Raw genomic sequence first — 16970 nt, 5'->3', positions numbered from 1 at the left:
CATGGCGAAGTTCCTTGTGATTGGAATTCTCAGCTTTGCGATTGATCTTGGAACGCTGACGCTGCTCAAGGAGGTCTTTCACGTAGATCTCTGGATCGCGACGCCGATCGCTTTCATCGTCAGCCTCCTCTTCAACTTCTGGGCGCAACGTGTTTTTACGTTCAAGGCGTCGAATAGCACCTCCGCGAGCTTTCTCAAGTACGCCGCGTTGGTGGTCTTCAACGTCTTCGCGACGGACGTCATCGTCAACGTGATCAATGCAGCCGGTCTCGGTTACGCCTTCGGGAAGGTCTGCGCCACGGTTGCCACCATGGCTTGGAACTTCCTCCTGTACAAGTATTGGATCTTCCGCTCGTCTCGGCCTGTGGCGGAGCCAGTGGCAGACGAGAGGTGAATTCGTCTGGCGCTCCCGGTCCGCTTCAGGCCGGCTCCTGAATAGGCACTATTCGCTGGCGCCAGGGCCGATCGCACGTCCGCGGGCGCCATGGTCCGCCATCTCGGTTCGCTGAGGGAGCCTACGCGTTCGCCAGCGGCTTTCGCAGCCGCCTCTCCAACAAGCTGTAGTCAGCCTGCCGCCGCCGCGACCTGCTCTGGTGAATTAGGCGGATCGCGGACGCGTGCGCAAGACGCTGCAGCATCTGATGGCTGAGCGATCCACCTTCCTCTACGTGGTCCACGGAGGCTGCTTTAACCCTCGGTTAGGCTGGCGACCATCGGCTGGGGAGCCGACGTCGCCATGGGCACCGGATGGCGGCTTGGGGGAGCAGCCTCGTGCTGTGTTGGGGGGATTGCAGTGGACGCTGTCCGAATCGTCGAAGACGAGGTACGCGAACTCATCCGTGTCCGCGGATTCGATCCACTGGATCAGGCGCCAGAGGTGCGTCGCCTCGTTGACGCCGCGATAGCCGACTATGACGACCGTGCGCTGCTCGGCGCTGTTCCCGCGCTCGGGGCACCTGACGACGTCCGACGCCGGATCTTTGACTCAGTCGTGGGCTTCGGTCCACTCCAGCCGCTCCTCGACGACGCCTCGGTGGAGGAGATCTGGATCAACGCGCCGCACGAGGTGTTTGCAGCGCGCAATGGCGAATCCGAACTGGCGTCGGTCACCCTGACCGAGCAACAGGTGCGGGACCTCGTTGAGCGAATGCTCAAGTCCTCAGGCCGTCGGCTTGACCTCTCGAGTCCTTTCGTCGATGCGGCACTCCCGGACGGTTCGCGGCTGCATGTGGCGATCCCGGACGTGACTCGCCGGCACTGGGCCGTAAACATCCGGAAGTTTGTGGCCCGGGCATCCCGTCTCGAGCATCTTGTGGAGCTTGGCTCTCTCACGCCGCTCGCGGCAAGGTTTCTCGCGGCGGCCGTCTCGGGCGGGCTAAATGTTCTTATCTCCGGTGCAACGCAGGCTGGGAAGACGACCATGCTGAACTGCCTCGCTGCGTCGATAGGCCAGCGGGAACGGGTCATCACTGTCGAGGAGATCTTCGAGCTCCGCTTTGCGCTTCGCGATGTCGTCGGGCTTCAATGCCGCCAGTCGAACCTTGAGGGCTCAGGCGAGATTCCCCTTCGCCGGCTGGTCAAAGAGGCACTACGCATGCGCCCCGATCGCCTGATCGTCGGCGAAGTGCGAGAGGCCGAGAGTCTGGACATGCTGATTGCCCTCAATTCAGGGCTGCCGGGGATTACTTAGACACCATACAAGCATCGAGCCTTCACACCACTCTGCGGTGCGACCACTGCAAGACGCTCGAGCAGCCCGAACAGGGACCACGGCGCCCAGACTTACGGCAGGGTGCGGACTGGTGGTGGCCCGCGGTATCCGCGCGGCTGGCATCCCCATGATCCACGAAGCGAAGGACGACGAGGCCCGCGCCGCCCTGTTCGCTGCCTGCCGGACGGCACCGTGTCGGTGCTTGTGGTCTGCGGCGAGTCCGACAGCAGCGAGTGGAACTGCGCTCGGGAGCTGGCATCGGCATCGTTAGCCCCGACCAGTTCGCAAGATGGTTCGAGCGAGGCTGTTGGCAGGCGACCAAGGGCGGGGAGAGGCCCGCCGGGTCCGCGCACGGCCGGCCGCCAAGGAGGATTACGCATCGGCCGAGTGGAACGAGTGCGGCTACCCGCACCGCATGCCGGACCGGGTCCGTGTCGCTCGCGTCGTCCACGATCACCTCTCAGCCAGCCGTGCGGCCCCAACGTGCAGGACCCGACGCTGGACCCACGGGATGGACACACGCAGGTCAGTCGAGGCCACCGAGGAGTGGGGCCCTCAGACGCTCGCTCCTCAGTCTTTCAGGCTCTTCGTGGTGTGCTTCGCGTCCTTGTAGTGGCCGGCGATCACCTGTTGGCCCATCTTCTCGGCCATGGACTCGTGCTCGTAGCCTTGACCGCCGTCGGTGGCGATGACGTGGCCGTTGTCGGAGATGAGGCGCCATCCCCAGTTGTGGTCGGGACGCTGGTACACGTTGAGTTCAGCCATGCCGGATCCCTTCCCGTCGAACTGGTATGGCAAACGGCAAATCCGGTGCCTGGGAATACATCCGGTCTCTGGGCCAGCGTCACCGCAACCACCGCTGACTCGACAGTGCCGGCGCTTCCCCAGGGACGAGGACTCGGCGAGAATTCGGCTCTAAATGGCGAGTCGAGATCAGCGCCGACCGTCGAAGGGTCCCGACCGCCCGATGGTAGGCAACAGTTGCCTGCAACGATTCAGCATGAGAGCCGCTAGTTGCTCCACGTTCAGATCTACGCCGAGAGTGCGGCGCTGGAGGCCGCGTCCCAGATCGAGTACTGCGTCACGGACCAGACGACCCGGCCGACGGAGGCGGGCTGGTTCGCCGCCTACATCTTCGACGGCAAGGCCGGGATCCTCGTCGAGCCTGGCCAGTTCGCCTCCGGCCAACATGTGGTCTGGTACCGGGTGGAGTGAGCTCCCGCGGAGCTGCCCGTGACGCTGGCCGGCAACTTCAGCGTCGCCTAACAAGTCGGCGGGAGAGGTCTACTGAGGTATGTCGAGAAGCACGTCGACTAGCTCACGGACCTCATCAACGATGGAGCCGCATCCTGGGTCCACTCTCGGGCTTGGGCTGTGGATAACCCAGTGGATCATTCTGTGAATTCCAGTACCCACAGGGATATTCACACCAAGAACAACCGGAGTCCCAAGGATTTCCGGGGCGGAATCTGGCGGCTTCTGCGGTCAGATGTGGGACAAGGATGCAGGGAGTGTCCCTTCGGTATCGATCCAGATTGCTAGAGTTTGAGATACACCAAGGGGCCCGCGCCAACGGGCCCCTGGTGCCATCAAAAAAAGATGCAGAACCGACGCGCTGCCGGATTCGACTACAAGACCCAGCGTAGCGGAAATCTGCCGAGCCGTGGATCGCCACGGGGAAGGGAGAGTCCTCATGCTCCGCTATCTTGCGGTCGTAGAGAAACTCCTGAACATCGGTCTGCTCCTCGCCGGAATCTGGAACGGCCTCCACCGGTAGCAGGCGGCGCCCCCTCTCAATCCTCGCGGATCTGCGAGGGGGCCTTTGCTTACCCGCAAACTCGGCCAGAAGATCATGATCGGCAACGACATCGTCATCACCGTCCTCGAGGACAAGGGCGAAGCAGGCATCCGCATCGGCATCGACGCCCCGCGGGACGTGACGATCAAGCGCGAGGAGATCTTCGCCGCGGTCTCGGACGCCAACCGCGCTGCCGCTGAGGCGACCGTCGATGACCTGCTCAATGGACTCGAAATTCCGTGACATAGCTATACCGGAAGCGGAATACTGAAGGCATGCCGCTCAGTGTGGTCGACGCAGCCGCTCGCCTTGGCGTGACAGAGCGGCGCGTGCGCGCGATGCTCGAGAGCGGCAGACTCGACGGACAAAAGGTCGGCGGCCGCTGGCTCGTCGAGCTCGACGAAGGCAAGATGTCCTCGCCTCGTCTCGGCATCAGACCCCTGTCCGCACGATCATGCTGGTCCCTTATCCTCGCCGCCGAGCCACCACGGCTCGCACAGGCAGGCTTCGCCCCGACACCGGCCGAGAGGTATCGGCTCAAGGCCCGCCTCCAGCGGCTGTGCGAGGCAGACGACCCAGTGCCACTGCTGAAGGCATGGCTGCCGAACCGCGCCGTGAGGATCCGCCTCCACGCGAACCCGACCGACGTCGCGGACCTACGCGCCGACAGGCGGATAGCCCTGTCGGGGGTGTCGCACCCGGCTGCCGGGCTGCTCTCCGGCCACGAACTCGAAGCCTACGTCGCCTCCGACGACGCCGGACCAATCCGTGCCGACTACCTTCTCGTCGAGCCGAGGCCAGACAGCCCTGCCAACGTAATCCTGCGTGTAGTCCCGGAATCGCTCCGAGTGATCAATGGCACCGTGCCGCTGTTGGCCGCAGCCGCCGACCTCGCCGAACATGCCGGAAGTCGCGAAGAGGGCGCCGCCCGCGGCCTTGTGCAGACCGCGCTTGCCGTCCGCCGCCCGCTCGAGAGACGGGAGGAACGGGTCTCGTGGGAGCTCCACCGTGCAGTCGCTGACAAACTGCTCAGGGACCCGAACCCCATCCTGGCGATCGCCAGAGAGAACATCGCGCGCATGAACGAGCAACCGCGCAGCCCCTACGCCCAGGGGTGGGTCGACGAATGGGAACGCCTTGTGGCCGGGCCCGTCCCGAAGCTGATCGCACGAATGCTCGATTCTGATGAGCGGGCCATCGACCTTCGGCAGATGGGGCCGTTCGCAGGAGTTCTCACTCAGGAGGAACGGCTCGCAGCGATCCACAGGGCGTCAGGCAGGAATGCTGACTCCGTCGATCAGAGCCCTAGCGAGGAGTAGTCCTCGAACAGGGGCGCCGGGGCCACGGTCCATTCGCGGCGCTCGACATCGATCGAGTGTTCCACTCCCGTGCCCTTGTGCCGGTAGGTGACCTGCCGCTGGCGGAGCTCGCGCTTCACGAGGGTGCCCTGGCGCAGGTGCTGGGGGAGCTCGTTCCAGTCCACGCCGCGTTCTTCGAGGAGCAGCTGCTTCCGACCGGACACGGAGACGCCTTGGAGCTGGCGGTGGGAGAAGTGGTGGGAGGCGAGCATGCCGACGCTGTTCTTCATTGCGTCCTCCTGCCGCCACCGCAGGTAGCCGGCCACGGCGTCGTGCCCGGCGAGATGGTGGGTGCGCCCGTCGAAGACCGCGAGTTGCCCGGACTCGGGGCGCAGGGAGTTGAACTTGGCGGTGGCCAGGGCCGCGGCGACCGAGACGACCTTCTGAACCTGCCCGCCGAACCAGAACTCGGCCTCAGGGGAGGACAGATCGGAGAGCACCACGCTGATCTCATCGGACTGCGTGTACACCGCCACCGCCCCTTGGATCTGCTCGGCCAGGAACAGCGCGGTGGCCTGCATGTCCGAGGAGAACTTCGCATCAAACGGCCGCTCCAGCCCGCGCGTGTACTTCGAGAAACCCTTCCCGTCGACCCTGACCACGGCGAAGCCGTTGCGGGGCAGGCGGCCTCGGTACTCGTGCTCGAGGCGCTTGAATACGACGGAGGCTGGCTCGGTGCCGACAGAGGTGGTCATGGAAGGCCATTTGTGCGGTCACCTGTCTGGCCCTGTTCACTTCCGTGGCTGACGAGTAATAGGCGAGGATGCCGAGGATAAGCGGGCGGTTCCCCTCAAGCTTCAGGCAGTCATCCGCCTGACTGACCTCCCGCGTCTCCGGGGCTGGTCCGGTTCCTCGCCTCGATCGCCGCGCCGAGCCGCTCCACCTCCGCGACGAGGGCACGCATCTGCTGTTCGAGCGGCAGGTCCGCAGCCTCGACCGCTTCCCCCACGACTTCGGCGGTGCGTTCGGCGGTCTCCTTCGCGACCGCCTCCACGAGCCACGAAGCGATGGACGCGGTCACGACGCCGAGCACAGCGATCCCGGCGAGCATGAGGACAATGGCTGCGGCCCGACCGACGTCAGTCACGGGGTAGCGGTCTCCGTACCCGACGGTCGTCACCGTCGTAAACGCCCACCAGAGGGCGTCCGGAAACGATCGGATATTCGCGCCCGCGGTATTCTCCTCGGCGTCCAGCACCGCGAGGGCCCCGCAGTACAGCAGCATTGTGGCGGAGCCCACGACGTAAGCGAGGAGCCTCCCGCGCAGCGCAGCGCCCGCCCGAGTGCGGAAAACGTTCAGGACGGTCACGAGCCGAAGCAGCCGCAGCGGCCTCAGCGCGGGCAGGGTGAGGATCACGAGCTCGTGCAGGTGCCAGAGGAACCATCGTCCGCGGCTCGGCGCCAACCAGAGCTTCACGACGTAGTCGATGATGAACACGCCCCACGTCACCCAGATCAAGTCCTCGGGCAGATCGCCCGCGCCCTCGGGGACGTTCGCGATGACCTGCCACGAGTATGCAGCAAGGAACACCAGGGCCGCCCCGATCATGGGCCATTCGGACACACGCTCCCAACGTTCAAGAGTCATCCGCCGAACGTACCCCGGCGGACACCGTAGACCGCTCTTCTGCAACGACTTGAACGCGTCGTTGGGCAATGCCGGCTACCCTGCTCCGCAACACGCAGGGTGTCTCATGAGCTCTAGTTCTGGGAGAACTTCCCAAGACCCCCGAAATCCTGTCGGTATATGGCCTTAATGTGTCTCGCAGACCCTGTCTCACCGCAGTGTCTTGAGACTCCTTAAGGGCTTATGAGACGAGACGGCAGGCGATCGGAGGGCAACACATGCGGCTGGGGTACGCACGGACGTCGACTCAGGACCAGAAGGCGGCGATGCAGATCGCCGCGCTCATCGAAGCCGGGGTGGCGGAGGACAAGATCTTCGTGGACCAGATGTCCGGGGCGAAGACGGCACGGGAGCGGCCGGCCATGGCCGAGCTGCTCAGGTACGCACGCGAGGGCGACGAGATCTTCGTCTGGCGCATCGATCGCCTAGGGCGTTCCCTGGTGGACGTCGTCAACACTGTCAACGAGATCCAGGGCCAGGGGATCAGCCTCTACTCGATCATGGACGGCGTCGACCCCTCCACCCCGCACGGCCGCCTCCAGTTGGCCCTCTTCGCATCCCTGGCCGAGTACGAGCGCGAGCTCATCAACGAGCGCGTCCGGGCCGGCGTGATGGCCGCGAGGGAGCGGGGGGTGAAGTTCGGCAAGCAGCCGCCCAAGCTGGAGACCGTCGAGACCAAGGTCAGGGTGGCCCGGCGCCTCATCTCGGAGGAGGGGCTCAGCGCCGCGGAGGCGGCCGAAGCGGTGGGCTGGTCGCGAGCCACCCTGTACAGGTACCTCAAGCAGTACGGGACCGAGCCCCCTGCTGCCGAAGGGGCTGCTGTCACCCGGGCGTCGCGTGGCCGGTCCCGCTACGGTCAGCCCAAGGCCCTCGCACCCAGGCCATAGGGAAGAGACATCCGCATGTCCGAGGGAAGGCACATCTGGCATTGGCGGGACAAGCCGGCGCCGGCGCTCGAGCAGGTGCTCCTGCCCGAGCGGCACGAGTTCCGGGTCGCCGTCCCCGAGGGCGTCATCGTGCACGGCTACGTGCCCAGCTACGAGCTCTGGGACGTCTTCGTCAGGGTCAACATTGCGCTGATTGACGTCCAGCTCCGAGGGATCCACGACCGTCCAGCCCTGCAACTGTCGGACGGGTCCTTCGCCCGGATGATTCAAGGGAGCGGCGGCGGGGGAGAGCGGTTCGGCAGCTGGTCGACGGCCTTCGTCCGGCCTGCTCCGGGCACCGTGACGCTCGGGCTCGGCGGCGGGCACCTCGGCAAGCCTGAGAGGGGCGTGCGATTCACCCCGATCATGGATTTCGAGATTCCATAGCCGCACGGAGCGGAGCCGCCCAGATCAAGAGCCTTTGGTCCTGAGACTGGCGGAAGTGCTGCGCTGAGAATGTGACTGGTGCGGGCTCGCCTGGGCGCCGGGCAAGTAGCGGGGCCCAACCCCCAGTGGCGAGCCCGCACCCGCTCAGGCCCCGGGACGGGGCTGCATGCCCCTCGGCAAACGCAAGAAAAACGCGCCGCGGACCAAGCAGCGCCTGATCCTACGTTCTGGGCAAGGCTTTCCGCAGCAAAGGCCGAAATCGGGGCCTCGCGCCATATCTGGCGCCTACTTTTGAAGTGTCGGGATCGCACCCCAGTCGACGCTCCAGCAGATGGGCGGGCTCAGGGACGCGGCCAAGGTTCGGGGGGACCTTCTCTCTTACACACATCCGCAGGCCAGCGCCCGACGACACCTAATGAGCCAGCACACCTGGCACCACCCTGCCCGGGCACGACCATGCCCGGACGACCCGAAAGAGAAACAAGCACCTATGCGCAAGTCTCAGAAGATCATGCTCGCCGTCGGCCTCGGTGCCGCCGCCCTCGCCAGCGGCACCGCGTTCACCGGCACTGGCCTGGCCAACACCGCTCCCGCCACCCAGTTCCTCGGCGGCACGGTGGGCCAGACCGTCACCGGCGCGACCCTGGCCGGGGTGAGCTACGCGTTCGCCGACGCCCCCGCGAACACCGAGGTCAACACGATCAACCTGACCTTCGCCAACACCGCCGACGGCCGCACCGTCGCCGTGACCCCCTCCGGCGGCACCGGAAGCTTCACCTGCACTGCTGTGGCCAGCAACGCCTCCACCTGCACCTTCACCGGAACCGGCGGCTACACCGGCCTGACCAGCATCGACATCACCGTCAGCTAGTCCCGGCCCATGGGCGGCCCGCCCCTTGGGTAGGGGCCGGGCCGCCCGCCAGCCGTTTCGAACGCCAAAGCCACCAAAGGAGGACAAGCCGTGAAGGGACCGCTCCGGCGCCTCCTGTCCGCCCTGTCCGCCCTCGTGGCGGCCGGCGCCGCCCTGCTGGGCATCCTCCTGGCCAGCGGCCAGGCCGCAGTCGTGGTCACCCACGGGGTGAGCATGAACCCCGTCTACTACCAAGGCGATCTCGTCGTCGTCGCCCGCGGCGGCGCCTACGGAGCGGGGGACATCGTCGCCTACCACGTCCACGGCGGGACGGAGATCGCCCTCCACCGGATCATCGGCGGCGACGCCACCGGCTTCACGATCAAGGGCGACAACAACCAGTCCACCGACGTCGACCACCCCGCCGACGCCCAGATCATCGGCCGCGCCGTCCTCCATATCCCACAGGGCGGAACCGTCCTGAAGACCCTCACCAGCCCGCCCATGCTCGCGCTGGCCGCCTTCGCCCTCCTCGGCGGCGGCACCACCGCACTGACCCGTCGCCGGCGCCGACGCGCCCGAAGGAGAACCAACCCCATGTCCCGGCACCTCGAGAACGGCACTCCCGCCAGCCAGCGCCCGTTCACCGGTCTGCTCCAACGGCCGCTGCGCGCCTGGACGGCGGCCGCAGGAGCCGCGCTGGCGCTCTCCGCGGCCCTCGGCGCCTGGGCCTGGCCCGGGCCCACCGAGACCGCGGCTCCTGCAGCGCAGGCTGTCCAGGGCAAGAGCATGGACTTCTCCTACACCGCACCGGTGAGGGCCAGCGCAGCCTACGAGGGCACCACCGCTTCCTCCCCCGACCCGGTCTTCCGCCGGGTGCTGGCCGGGAACGTCGCCGTCGCCTACACCTACCACGGACCCTCCGGCACCATCACGGTCTCCGCCGAGCTGTCCACCCCGGGCGGCTGGCACGCCACCGTCCCGCTGAAGGACACCGCCGCGTTCACCGGCGGCTCCTACAGCGGCACCGTCGACCTTGACCTGCAGGCCCTGGAAGCCAAGGTCCAGGCCGCCGCCCAGGCAACCGGCGCACCCTCCACCCCGGTCAGCATCGCAGTCGTGCCCACCGTGCACGCCGAGGGCAGCGACTATGCCCCGGCCCTGAAGCTGGCCCTCACCCCGCTGCAGCTGAACCTCGCCGACTCCGCAGGCCTCACCGCCGCCCAGAAGGCAACCGCCGCCGCTCCAGCGCCGCGCGCACTGACCCTGGGCGTCTGGTCGCTCACCGCGGCCCTGGCACGTCCCCTCTCCGCCGCCGGCCTGGCCGCCGCGCTCCTGGCGCTGGCAGCCCTCGCCCTCGCCTCCCGCCGCCACCGGCCTTTGGACGAGGCGACCCAGATCCGCCGCCGGTGGGGGAGCCTGCTCGTCCCCGTGCACCCCAGCCCCACCCCGCCGGGGAAGACGGTCGTCGACGTGTCCGACTTCGCCACCTTGGCCAGGCTCGCCGAACGATACGGCCTGCTGATCCTGCACTGGTCCCGCAGCGGGGTCGAGACCTACCTCGTCAACGACGAGAGCACCGCCTACCGCTACCGCAGTGGCGACGCTGAGCCCATCCAGAGCGAGATCGCAGACACCGGCAACCGCGAAATCACGGCGACCCCGTGAGCGACCTGAGGACGCTGCCCCTCCCGCTACCGCGCCCTGAGGAGAAGACCCTGCGCGACCAGCTCCGCGGCATCCTTGCCGACGCCCTCGAAGGCCCCCGCCTGCCGGAGGAATCCAAGGACCGGCTCCGTCGCCTCATTGCCGCGCATCCTGACCGCCCCGAGCTGGCGTTCATCGAGCACCTCCGATCACTGCGCACTCCCGCAGAAGAGGACCGCAGGCTGCTGGCCGGCTGAGGGCTGGTGCCCGGAGCGTCGAAGCGGGTTGACACGATTCGGGTTCGCCGTTGAACAATGATCGAATCAGTCACGTTGGGGGGATTGACATGGTCGACAGACGTGCAGCGGAAACGCAGCGGACCCGGATCGAGAACTTGGCGCGGGGACTCGGCCCGGACGAACGGCTCTGGTTCGAGGTCCACCCCGCCGGGCACAAGCGTCGGGGCAGGCGCTGGAAAGCGGCGGTCTGCAGGCCAGAAAGAGTCACCTCGGTCCTGGCCGGGGCAGAAGGCGACGGGGCCGTGTGCGAGGTCGACCACCCTAGCCAGCTGCCCGAATGGCTCGACCTCCTCCGCCTTCACCCCGTCCAGCCGCTCCCGGCAGATTGGCAGCACATGATGTTCTTCGGGTGCGACGTCGAGGTCCACCCCCCCGACGACCTGAATGCTTGATAACGGGCGACGCCTTGTCGCCGCGTCGAGGGGGCGACATCGGCTTGGGATCTCCCCGTCACCCAGCGAAGCGCCCGCGTCATCGTGGCCCACAGCACGGGTGGCGCGATCACCGGAATTCTCCAGGGGTCAGGAGACGACGATCTCCTCGCTGTCGAAGAGCCCGTCCTCTTCGTCCCAGGCCTTCTCCTCCGGGCCGAAGTGGAAGTCTTGAGACAGGTCCTCCCTGCTCGGGTGGTGGGCAGCATTGCGGTGGTCTCCGTTGACCATGGCACTCCTTAGTAGGGGGGGAGCGACCACGCCGTGAGGGGTGGCCGGGCGGCTTTCACATGGGGCGCTGAAGGGACACCAGCGCAGGAATGAGATTACCTCTCTCACCTCTTGCCGTGCGTGTACGAGCCGAACGTGTCGGGCGGTGGCCTCGCTCGTTGACTGAGACCAGCCCTCCCTTTCCTCCGGTTCACGACGCGACTCGGCCGGGGAGGAAGGCTTCCTCGGGCGCGTCCCGGGCATGCAGCGTGCTGTCCTGTGGCAGTGTCGGTCGGGGGAGCATCAATGGAGATGGGGGACGGCGATGATCGACAAGCGCGAGGCCAAGAACCTGCGGGCCCGCCTCGAACGGGTGGCGAAGGGCCTGGGGCCGGACGAGAAGTTCTGGCTCGAAGTCCACTCGCTCAGGCACCGGCGACGCGGCGGCAGGTGGAAGGCGGCAATCTGCCGCCACCGGGACGCCGGCGAGGCGTTCTCCGGGACGAGCGCCGACCGAGTCGTCTTCAGTCTCGACTACCCCAGCCAGCTCCCCGACTGGCTCGAGGCCCTCGGGGTGCGCCCCGTGCAGCCGATGCCAGAGGACTGGAACGACATCACGGTCTTCGGATGCGACGTCGAGGCCCACGAGAAGGAAACAGCCAGGCCCTGAGCTCGACGACGGCGTCGGTCCTGGTCACAGGATGCGCTGGTGCATCCGGTGGTCCTCCCACGAGCCGGCGATCTGGATGTACTTGTGCGCGAGCCCGTAGAACTCGAAGCCGTTCTTCTCCAGCACCCGCTGGGAGGGCACATTCTGGGGCAGCGTCGCGGCCTCGATGCGGTGCAGCCCGAGGCCGTCTCTGGCTATCTCCACGAGGACCCCGATCGTCTGGGTCATGATCCCCTGGTTCTGGGCGTGTTCGGCGATCCAGTACCCCAGATGGGCGTTCTGGAACGCGCCGCGCACGACCGATGAGAGGGTGGCCCGCCCGATGATCGAGCCGTCCTGGACGAGGACGAGCGGTAGCGCGGTTCCCCTGAAGAGCTCCTCGAGGGAATGGCGGATCGCCTGCTCCTGCCCTTCCTCGGTGTACCACTCCTCGGGGCGCACCGGCTCCCACGGGGCGAGGTACTCGCGGTTCTGGGCGTACGCACGCGCGAGCGGTTCGGCGTCCTCGGCCCTGAGGAGGCGCAGCAGGGTGCCGTGGGCGAGCGTCCTGTCCGTCTCCATCGAAAGGAGCCTAGCCGTCGCACCTCCCGCAGCCTCGAACGAAGTCCAAGAGCACCGCTTGTCGTGTTGCGTGACTTCAACTGTCATGTGCGGTCGGGACCAAAGTCCCTCCAGCTGCTTTCAAGACGCTGGATAAATTGGGGCCTCGTACACCGCTGGGGGCAGCGCCTCCGCATTGGAGATAACTCGGGGGAGGTCTTTGCGTGGCACAGGAGGAAAGCGCCGGGACGGGCGCACTGTTCGATGTGGGGGAGCGGGTACGGTTCCGCCGCGAGGTGAAGGACCCTGCAATGGCGCAGGTGAGGGCGGCAATGGGCGACCTCGGCGTGGTGGTCCATGTCCTTTCGGGCCTGAGCCCGGCGGCGGTCGTGGTGAGGCTCGACCGGGCACGGGTGTCGGAGTTCGCCCGGCTGGTCGTGCCCGCGGAACAGCTCGAGCTCGCCTTCCCCTCGGGCATGGAGGCGACAGAGGTGGTGGCGGCCGCGGAGGCCATCACCCGCACAGCATGGGCGGTCCCGCGCCCTCCGGCGACGGATCGGGGTGCGGGCCGGGCCAGACCCCGATGATGATCGCCGAGCACAGTGGAGAGCTCCGCGCAGCACCGTCCCGGCGGCTCTGAGGACCGGGGCCCCTGGGATGAGACCGGGCTGCCGTGCCGCGTCATCGCCGTCACTCAGCACGGCGAGATCCACGGCTACCTGATCAGCAGGACCGATGACAGGGGCAGGGTCGCCTGGCGCACTGCCTCGGGCCGGGTCCGCTACCTCCTCGCCCGCCCCGCCGACCTCCAGCCGCCCAGCGGAGAGCGGCCCTGGGAGGGGCTGGAGATCCCTTGGCTGCTCACGAGCAGGCCTACAGCACGCCCCCGGTCCGCCTGATCCGAAAACAGCAGCCGCCGCATTGGGTGTCTGGCGGGCACGACAAGGGACAGAACGAGGAACCCGCGCGCCGGCCCCTCCGGCAGTCCGGACGGAGGGCCAGACGCCGCCCTGTCGGTGCGACCGCACGGACCGTTCTGTCTACCCGAGAGTAGTAAGTAACATGCGGGAATGACCATCGGCGAAGCAACGGGGAAACCGCTCACGCGTCCGGCGGTACCCGCCCGACAGCGGGTCCTGGATGCCTCCTATGAGCTTTTCGCCCGACGTGGCATCCGGGCTGTCGGGGTCGACGAACTGATAGAGACCTCCGGTGTGGCGAAGGCCACCTTCTACAAGCACTTCAAGTCCAAGGACGATGTCGTGCTCGCGTTCCTCCAACGCTGGTACGAAGAGCGCACCGCTGCCATCGAGCAGGCAGTCGCCCGGTACGGGAACCGGGACGGGGGCGCCGTCCTGACCATCTTCGACCTGTTCGACGACTGGTTCCGGCACGGGGCCGTGCAGGTCACTTCCTTCCTCCACGTGATGATGGAAATGGGCCCCCAGCACCCTCTCGGCAGGGCGAGCATCAGCTATCTCGAGAAGACCCGGCAGCAGATCGCGGACCTGGCCCAATCTGCAGGTCTCGCCGATCCCGACGACTTCGCCTGGTCGATCCACATCCTCCTCAAGGGGGCCATGGTGGCCGATGCCGAGGGCGACGAGAATGCAGCCCAGAGGGCGAAACAAATGGCCCGAATCCTGATGGAGCACCACCGGCCATAAGGAAGGGCGGTACCGGCTGCCTTCTCGAGGCGCCCGCGGTCGAGCTCGTGGCCTCCCCCGCGCCCGCTACGACAATGAGGAACGGCCAGAGCAGCTTCCTCGAAACGACGCTCCAGGGGATGGCCGATGCCAGCCTCACCGCGGCCCACGCCCTTCGGCGACGGCACCCAGCCTTCACACAATGGACAGTGGCTTCGGCGCGCCTCTAGCCTCTAATCGAGTGAAGAAGCCGGCTCATCCCCCAACAGTGAAGCCCTTCGTGGGCGCCGCCAGGGCCCCAGTAGCGCCTTGATGGGAGGGAGTCAGTGTGGACGACACAACCCTTGTGGCAAACCTCGCGTACGGGGGCACCTTCGTGGTCGGCAGTCTCGTGCTGTTCATCCTGGCAGCCCTTCTGATCGGCATGATGCTCCTTGCAGGGGCGGCCAAGGCAGTCCTGTCCCTCGCCGGCAGGGCCCGGCGCCCGTTCCTTTGGCAGGCGCAGCACTCGGCGGCAGCCGAAGCTGCAGTACCCTCGGACCCGCGGAATGCGGCGTTGCTTGAAAAGGCCAACGCGATCCTGGCCGCATTGCACGCCGGTGAGCCAGAGGAGCAGGACGACGGGGCGGAGAACGGCCCCGCCACCGAAACTGCAGCGGTGCAGCACGAGCGGCCAAGTGCTGACCCGGACACCGCCGTCTCGGTCACCACCGCTTGGAGGCAGTGAGCGCGGACACATAGGGTGGCAGGGAAGGACTGGCGTGAGAAGACCGGCCGCGAAGACTGCGGCCACGGCGCCAGCGGGGAAGGCAGCACCAATGGCTACAGGCACCGTGAAGTGGTTCAACTCGGAGAAGGGGTACGGCTTCATCGCCCCCGATGACGGGTCGGCTGACCTCTTCGCCCACTATTCGGAGATCGACGGGCGCGGCTTCAAGAGCCTAGACGAGGGCCAGAAGGTCGAGTACGAGGTCGGCCAGGGCCAGAAGGGCCCGCAGGCCCAGAAGATCCGCCCCCTCTGAACGGGCGGCGCATCTAAACCCGGAACGGGGCTTCCCAGTGGGAGGCCCCGTTCCGCTGTCTGAGGGCTCGGTTCAGCGCCGGCCGCTGGAGCTCGAGGTGCGGTGCGAGTTCTGGCCGTGCTGCTCGGCTTGCTGGCGCCCTATCCGGCCCTCGGGGCTCGCAACTGCAGGAGCTCATCGGGCCCGGTTGGGCCAGCATGCACTGAGGAGGGCGCGTCGACCCCGGCTTGTCGGGCTGCCATGGCATGCTGGTCGGGCGCCGCGCCGGGCTTGTCCCTTGTCCCGGCGCGGACGCGCCAGCCTTTGACGAGCGTAGGGTCTTTCGCCGAAGGTATGCCCCGAGGGTGGCTTCGTCCGTCGTGCTTACCTCGAGTATTTGGGCGGCTTCCTTGACCGTCATGCGCTGGTTGCCGTGCAAGGAGAGCGACGCCCAGTCCATGCTCCCGAGCGTGCTCGACGGTCGGTTCGATGCTGGCGCAGCAGCGTGTCGGCCGAGGGCAGTCGGCCCGTCCACGCAGCAGCGCCGAGGACGCCTGAGAGGGCGGCCGCCGTAAACAGGAGCGGTTGGGCCAGAGCATGAAGCGAAGGTGCGAATGCCCACACGGTGTCTGGGAGGAGTGGCAACCCGACGATGGCGAGGACGGCGAGGGCCAGAGCGACCGGCAGGCCAGCCCAGGCGCGGTGCCTGGTGTGCGGGAAGACGGTCTGGGTTTCGAGGTCGAACCCGGGCAGCCCGGCGGCGACCTGCGCGAGCAGGGCCTCGACTTCGGCTTCGCCGGGGCCGCCGGCGGTGATGGTGGCGACCATGGCGTTCGCGCCGACGGAGTGGTGGGTGGGGACGGCGGTGCCGAGCCGGTGGGCCAGCCACGCCGAGTGCCGCTTGCGCTCCTTGTTCGAGGGGGCGCGCATGGTCACAGCCACCCACGACCCCTCCGGCATGGCGTTGGCCAGCAGCCGGGGGAGCTCGCCCGGGTCGATCCCCGCCTGGGTCTCGCGCAGCACCACGGAGGGCCGGTGGACGAGCTGCCCGATCGCAGCGACGTCGGCCAGATCCATCGGGAGGTCGCCGGGTTCGGCGCGGGCGCCGACGGTGTGCGCCAGGTGCAGGGGAGCGTTGGCGTGATCGCCTTCCCGTCCAACAGGACTGCCCGTGCATGCCGGAGGAGTCCCGGCGGGTCAGCAGGGTCGCGGCCCCGCCGCGGGCGACGGCGGAGGCGAAGGTGTTGGCCCGCTGCGTGAACGCCGCGGGGTTCGTCTCGAGGGTTCCGGTGCGCAGGAGCCGGATCAGCTGGATGTCCACGCCACCGGCCATGCGTAGAGGCAGGCCCATACCCCCATGCGACACGAGACCGTGAGTAAACGCGGTCCTCGACCCCGCCTCACCCCGCCCAGACGGGCCAGAAACCCACAGAACCGGGAACTGGGACCCCGGTGGGGCTTACTGTCCCTCCAGCTGTTGCCATCTTCTGGGCGGGTGCCCGCCGCGCAGCGGACCTTCCCTTGTGCTGAGGATGTGTGCGGCGTGGCCGCAATGGGGTGGTGTGTTGGCGTGTCGTTTGGGCCGGGCGTGTCGTGGGCCAGAGGGGCCGCGCGTCGCGGGCGTATGCCCCTGGCACTGGTGTTGTGTGCGGCGGTGGCGCGGGACGCGCGCCGGATGAGTGGGGTGCCGCGCCGCGGCTTTGGGTGGGTGCCTGGGCCCAAAGAGTCTTCCACGGGGCTGCTGTCAACGACTTCTGAATTTTGACCCCCTGGCGACGTCTGAATTTTGACCCCTCGCGAGGCTTAGCTGTTGGATGCGCGGTTCTCCTTGGCGAGGAGTTCTCGGCGCTGGCGGGTGCGGTAGGAGTC

At 67.4% G+C, this 16970-nt stretch carries 22 protein-coding genes and 1 pseudogene; 17 read left to right on the top strand and 6 right to left on the bottom strand.

Features of this window, described 5'->3' with window-relative positions; all coding sequences use genetic code 11:
* Position 1 precedes the first annotated feature (1 nt).
* Together E5679_RS04890 and E5679_RS04885 are read left to right on the top strand one after the other, a co-directional pair.
* A complete protein-coding gene (locus E5679_RS04890) occupies positions 2-394 on the top strand; it encodes a GtrA family protein (RefSeq protein ID WP_138413973.1) in 393 nt (130 codons plus the stop codon).
* A gap of 399 nt (positions 395-793) precedes the next feature.
* Positions 794-1684, top strand: a pseudogene (locus E5679_RS04885) (CpaF family protein); the annotation flags it as partial.
* Between the two features lie 597 nt (positions 1685-2281).
* Here E5679_RS04885 and E5679_RS04880 read toward each other — a convergent pair.
* The gene (locus E5679_RS04880) at positions 2282-2476 is read right to left on the bottom strand and encodes a DUF1508 domain-containing protein (protein WP_138413972.1); all 195 of its coding nucleotides are present in this window, start codon (positions 2474-2476) and stop codon (positions 2282-2284) included.
* 249 nt (positions 2477-2725) lie between these two features.
* On the opposite strand from E5679_RS04880, the gene E5679_RS04875 reads away from it, so the two are divergent.
* The 3 genes from E5679_RS04875 to E5679_RS21030 all read left to right on the top strand — a co-directional run bounded on the left by E5679_RS04875 (position 2726) and on the right by E5679_RS21030 (position 4828).
* Entirely contained in the window at positions 2726-2926 is a 201-nt protein-coding gene (locus tag E5679_RS04875) for a hypothetical protein (protein WP_138413971.1), read from the top strand.
* 607 nt (positions 2927-3533) lie between these two features.
* Positions 3534-3752, top strand: a complete 219-nt coding sequence (locus tag E5679_RS04870) for a carbon storage regulator (protein WP_249335961.1) — start codon at positions 3534-3536, stop codon at positions 3750-3752.
* Positions 3753-3784: 32 nt separating this feature from the next.
* A complete protein-coding gene (locus E5679_RS21030) occupies positions 3785-4828 on the top strand; it encodes a helix-turn-helix domain-containing protein (RefSeq protein ID WP_212746908.1) in 1044 nt (347 codons plus the stop codon).
* Here E5679_RS21030 and E5679_RS04860 read toward each other — a convergent pair.
* On the bottom strand, positions 4807-5562 hold the full coding sequence (locus E5679_RS04860) for a tRNA(His) guanylyltransferase Thg1 family protein (protein WP_138413970.1): 756 nt from the start codon (positions 5560-5562) through the stop codon (positions 4807-4809). The two genes, E5679_RS21030 and E5679_RS04860, sit on opposite strands and share 22 nt — an antisense overlap.
* A 110-nt stretch (positions 5563-5672) precedes the next feature.
* On the bottom strand, positions 5673-6455 hold the full coding sequence (locus E5679_RS04855; protein WP_138413969.1) for a potassium channel family protein: 783 nt from the start codon (positions 6453-6455) through the stop codon (positions 5673-5675).
* Between the two features lie 257 nt (positions 6456-6712).
* On the opposite strand from E5679_RS04855, the gene E5679_RS04850 reads away from it, so the two are divergent.
* From E5679_RS04850 to E5679_RS04825, 6 genes are all read left to right on the top strand, one after another.
* Positions 6713-7381 (top strand): recombinase family protein, encoded by a 669-nt coding sequence (locus E5679_RS04850; RefSeq protein WP_138413968.1) that lies wholly within the window; start codon positions 6713-6715, stop codon positions 7379-7381.
* A gap of 15 nt (positions 7382-7396) precedes the next feature.
* Positions 7397-7807, top strand: coding sequence for a hypothetical protein (locus E5679_RS04845; protein ID WP_138413967.1), 411 nt, complete (start codon positions 7397-7399; stop codon positions 7805-7807).
* Positions 7808-8297: 490 nt separating this feature from the next.
* Complete coding sequence (locus E5679_RS04840) at positions 8298-8678, top strand: hypothetical protein (RefSeq protein ID WP_138413966.1); 381 nt, start codon at positions 8298-8300, stop codon at positions 8676-8678.
* A gap of 90 nt (positions 8679-8768) precedes the next feature.
* Entirely contained in the window at positions 8769-10325 is a 1557-nt protein-coding gene (locus tag E5679_RS04835; RefSeq protein ID WP_138413965.1) for a signal peptidase I, read from the top strand.
* On the top strand, positions 10322-10561 hold the full coding sequence (locus tag E5679_RS04830; protein ID WP_138413964.1) for a hypothetical protein: 240 nt from the start codon (positions 10322-10324) through the stop codon (positions 10559-10561). Before E5679_RS04835 ends, E5679_RS04830 begins: the two co-directional genes overlap by 4 nt.
* A gap of 89 nt (positions 10562-10650) precedes the next feature.
* On the top strand, positions 10651-10995 hold the full coding sequence (locus tag E5679_RS04825) for a hypothetical protein (protein WP_138413963.1): 345 nt from the start codon (positions 10651-10653) through the stop codon (positions 10993-10995).
* Positions 10996-11124: 129 nt separating this feature from the next.
* Here the strand turns inward: E5679_RS04825 and E5679_RS20775 are convergent, their stop codons facing one another.
* Positions 11125-11265 carry a hypothetical protein gene (locus tag E5679_RS20775; protein WP_171042245.1) on the bottom strand — a complete coding sequence of 47 codons (141 nt, stop codon included), beginning with the start codon at positions 11263-11265 and terminating at the stop codon, positions 11125-11127.
* Between the two features lie 304 nt (positions 11266-11569).
* On the opposite strand from E5679_RS20775, the gene E5679_RS04820 reads away from it, so the two are divergent.
* Entirely contained in the window at positions 11570-11914 is a 345-nt protein-coding gene (locus E5679_RS04820) for a hypothetical protein (protein WP_138413962.1), read from the top strand.
* A 24-nt stretch (positions 11915-11938) separates the two neighbouring features.
* On the opposite strand, the gene E5679_RS04815 is transcribed toward E5679_RS04820, so the two are convergent.
* The gene (locus E5679_RS04815; RefSeq protein ID WP_138413961.1) at positions 11939-12475 is read right to left on the bottom strand and encodes a GNAT family N-acetyltransferase; all 537 of its coding nucleotides are present in this window, start codon (positions 12473-12475) and stop codon (positions 11939-11941) included.
* A 203-nt stretch (positions 12476-12678) separates the two neighbouring features.
* Here E5679_RS04815 and E5679_RS04810 point away from each other — a divergent pair, with 203 nt between their 5' ends.
* The 5 genes from E5679_RS04810 (at position 12679) to E5679_RS04790 (ending at position 15122) form a co-directional block, all read left to right on the top strand.
* Positions 12679-13041, top strand: a complete 363-nt coding sequence (locus E5679_RS04810) for a hypothetical protein (protein ID WP_138413960.1) — start codon at positions 12679-12681, stop codon at positions 13039-13041.
* Positions 13042-13056: 15 nt separating this feature from the next.
* Positions 13057-13353, top strand: a complete 297-nt coding sequence (locus tag E5679_RS04805) for a hypothetical protein (RefSeq protein WP_138413959.1) — start codon at positions 13057-13059, stop codon at positions 13351-13353.
* Between the two features lie 171 nt (positions 13354-13524).
* On the top strand, positions 13525-14121 hold the full coding sequence (locus tag E5679_RS04800) for a TetR/AcrR family transcriptional regulator (RefSeq protein ID WP_138413958.1): 597 nt from the start codon (positions 13525-13527) through the stop codon (positions 14119-14121).
* A 307-nt stretch (positions 14122-14428) separates the two neighbouring features.
* Entirely contained in the window at positions 14429-14827 is a 399-nt protein-coding gene (locus tag E5679_RS04795) for a hypothetical protein (protein ID WP_138413957.1), read from the top strand.
* 91 nt (positions 14828-14918) lie between these two features.
* Entirely contained in the window at positions 14919-15122 is a 204-nt protein-coding gene (locus E5679_RS04790) for a cold-shock protein (protein WP_138413956.1), read from the top strand.
* Between the two features lie 396 nt (positions 15123-15518).
* Here E5679_RS04790 and E5679_RS04785 read toward each other — a convergent pair whose 3' ends face one another.
* A complete protein-coding gene (locus tag E5679_RS04785) occupies positions 15519-16178 on the bottom strand; it encodes a hypothetical protein (protein WP_138413955.1) in 660 nt (219 codons plus the stop codon).
* Positions 16179-16970: the final 792 nt, after the last annotated feature.

This window comes from Sinomonas gamaensis, from assembly GCF_005876955.1.
Classification (GTDB): domain Bacteria; phylum Actinomycetota; class Actinomycetes; order Actinomycetales; family Micrococcaceae; genus Sinomonas; species Sinomonas gamaensis.
This window is presented reverse-complemented; position numbering and strand designations above follow the sequence as displayed.

Coding starts and splice junctions, on each gene's coding strand:
- E5679_RS04815 (WP_138413961.1), bottom strand. CDS start 12,475: ATGGAGACGGACAGGACGCTCGCCCACGGCACCCTGCTGCGCCTCCTC.
- E5679_RS04890 (WP_138413973.1), top strand. CDS start 2: ATGGCGAAGTTCCTTGTGATTGGAATTCTCAGCTTTGCGATTGATCTT.
- E5679_RS04860 (WP_138413970.1), bottom strand. CDS start 5,562: ATGACCACCTCTGTCGGCACCGAGCCAGCCTCCGTCGTATTCAAGCGC.
- E5679_RS04800 (WP_138413958.1), top strand. CDS start 13,525: ATGACCATCGGCGAAGCAACGGGGAAACCGCTCACGCGTCCGGCGGTA.
- E5679_RS04840 (WP_138413966.1), top strand. CDS start 8,298: ATGCGCAAGTCTCAGAAGATCATGCTCGCCGTCGGCCTCGGTGCCGCC.
- E5679_RS04820 (WP_138413962.1), top strand. CDS start 11,570: ATGATCGACAAGCGCGAGGCCAAGAACCTGCGGGCCCGCCTCGAACGG.
- E5679_RS04855 (WP_138413969.1), bottom strand. CDS start 6,455: ATGACTCTTGAACGTTGGGAGCGTGTGTCCGAATGGCCCATGATCGGG.
- E5679_RS04850 (WP_138413968.1), top strand. CDS start 6,713: ATGCGGCTGGGGTACGCACGGACGTCGACTCAGGACCAGAAGGCGGCG.
- E5679_RS20775 (WP_171042245.1), bottom strand. CDS start 11,265: ATGGTCAACGGAGACCACCGCAATGCTGCCCACCACCCGAGCAGGGAG.
- E5679_RS04825 (WP_138413963.1), top strand. CDS start 10,651: ATGGTCGACAGACGTGCAGCGGAAACGCAGCGGACCCGGATCGAGAAC.
- E5679_RS04785 (WP_138413955.1), bottom strand. CDS start 16,178: ATGGATCTGGCCGACGTCGCTGCGATCGGGCAGCTCGTCCACCGGCCC.
- E5679_RS04880 (WP_138413972.1), bottom strand. CDS start 2,476: ATGGCTGAACTCAACGTGTACCAGCGTCCCGACCACAACTGGGGATGG.
- E5679_RS04790 (WP_138413956.1), top strand. CDS start 14,919: ATGGCTACAGGCACCGTGAAGTGGTTCAACTCGGAGAAGGGGTACGGC.
- E5679_RS04845 (WP_138413967.1), top strand. CDS start 7,397: ATGTCCGAGGGAAGGCACATCTGGCATTGGCGGGACAAGCCGGCGCCG.
- E5679_RS21030 (WP_212746908.1), top strand. CDS start 3,785: ATGCCGCTCAGTGTGGTCGACGCAGCCGCTCGCCTTGGCGTGACAGAG.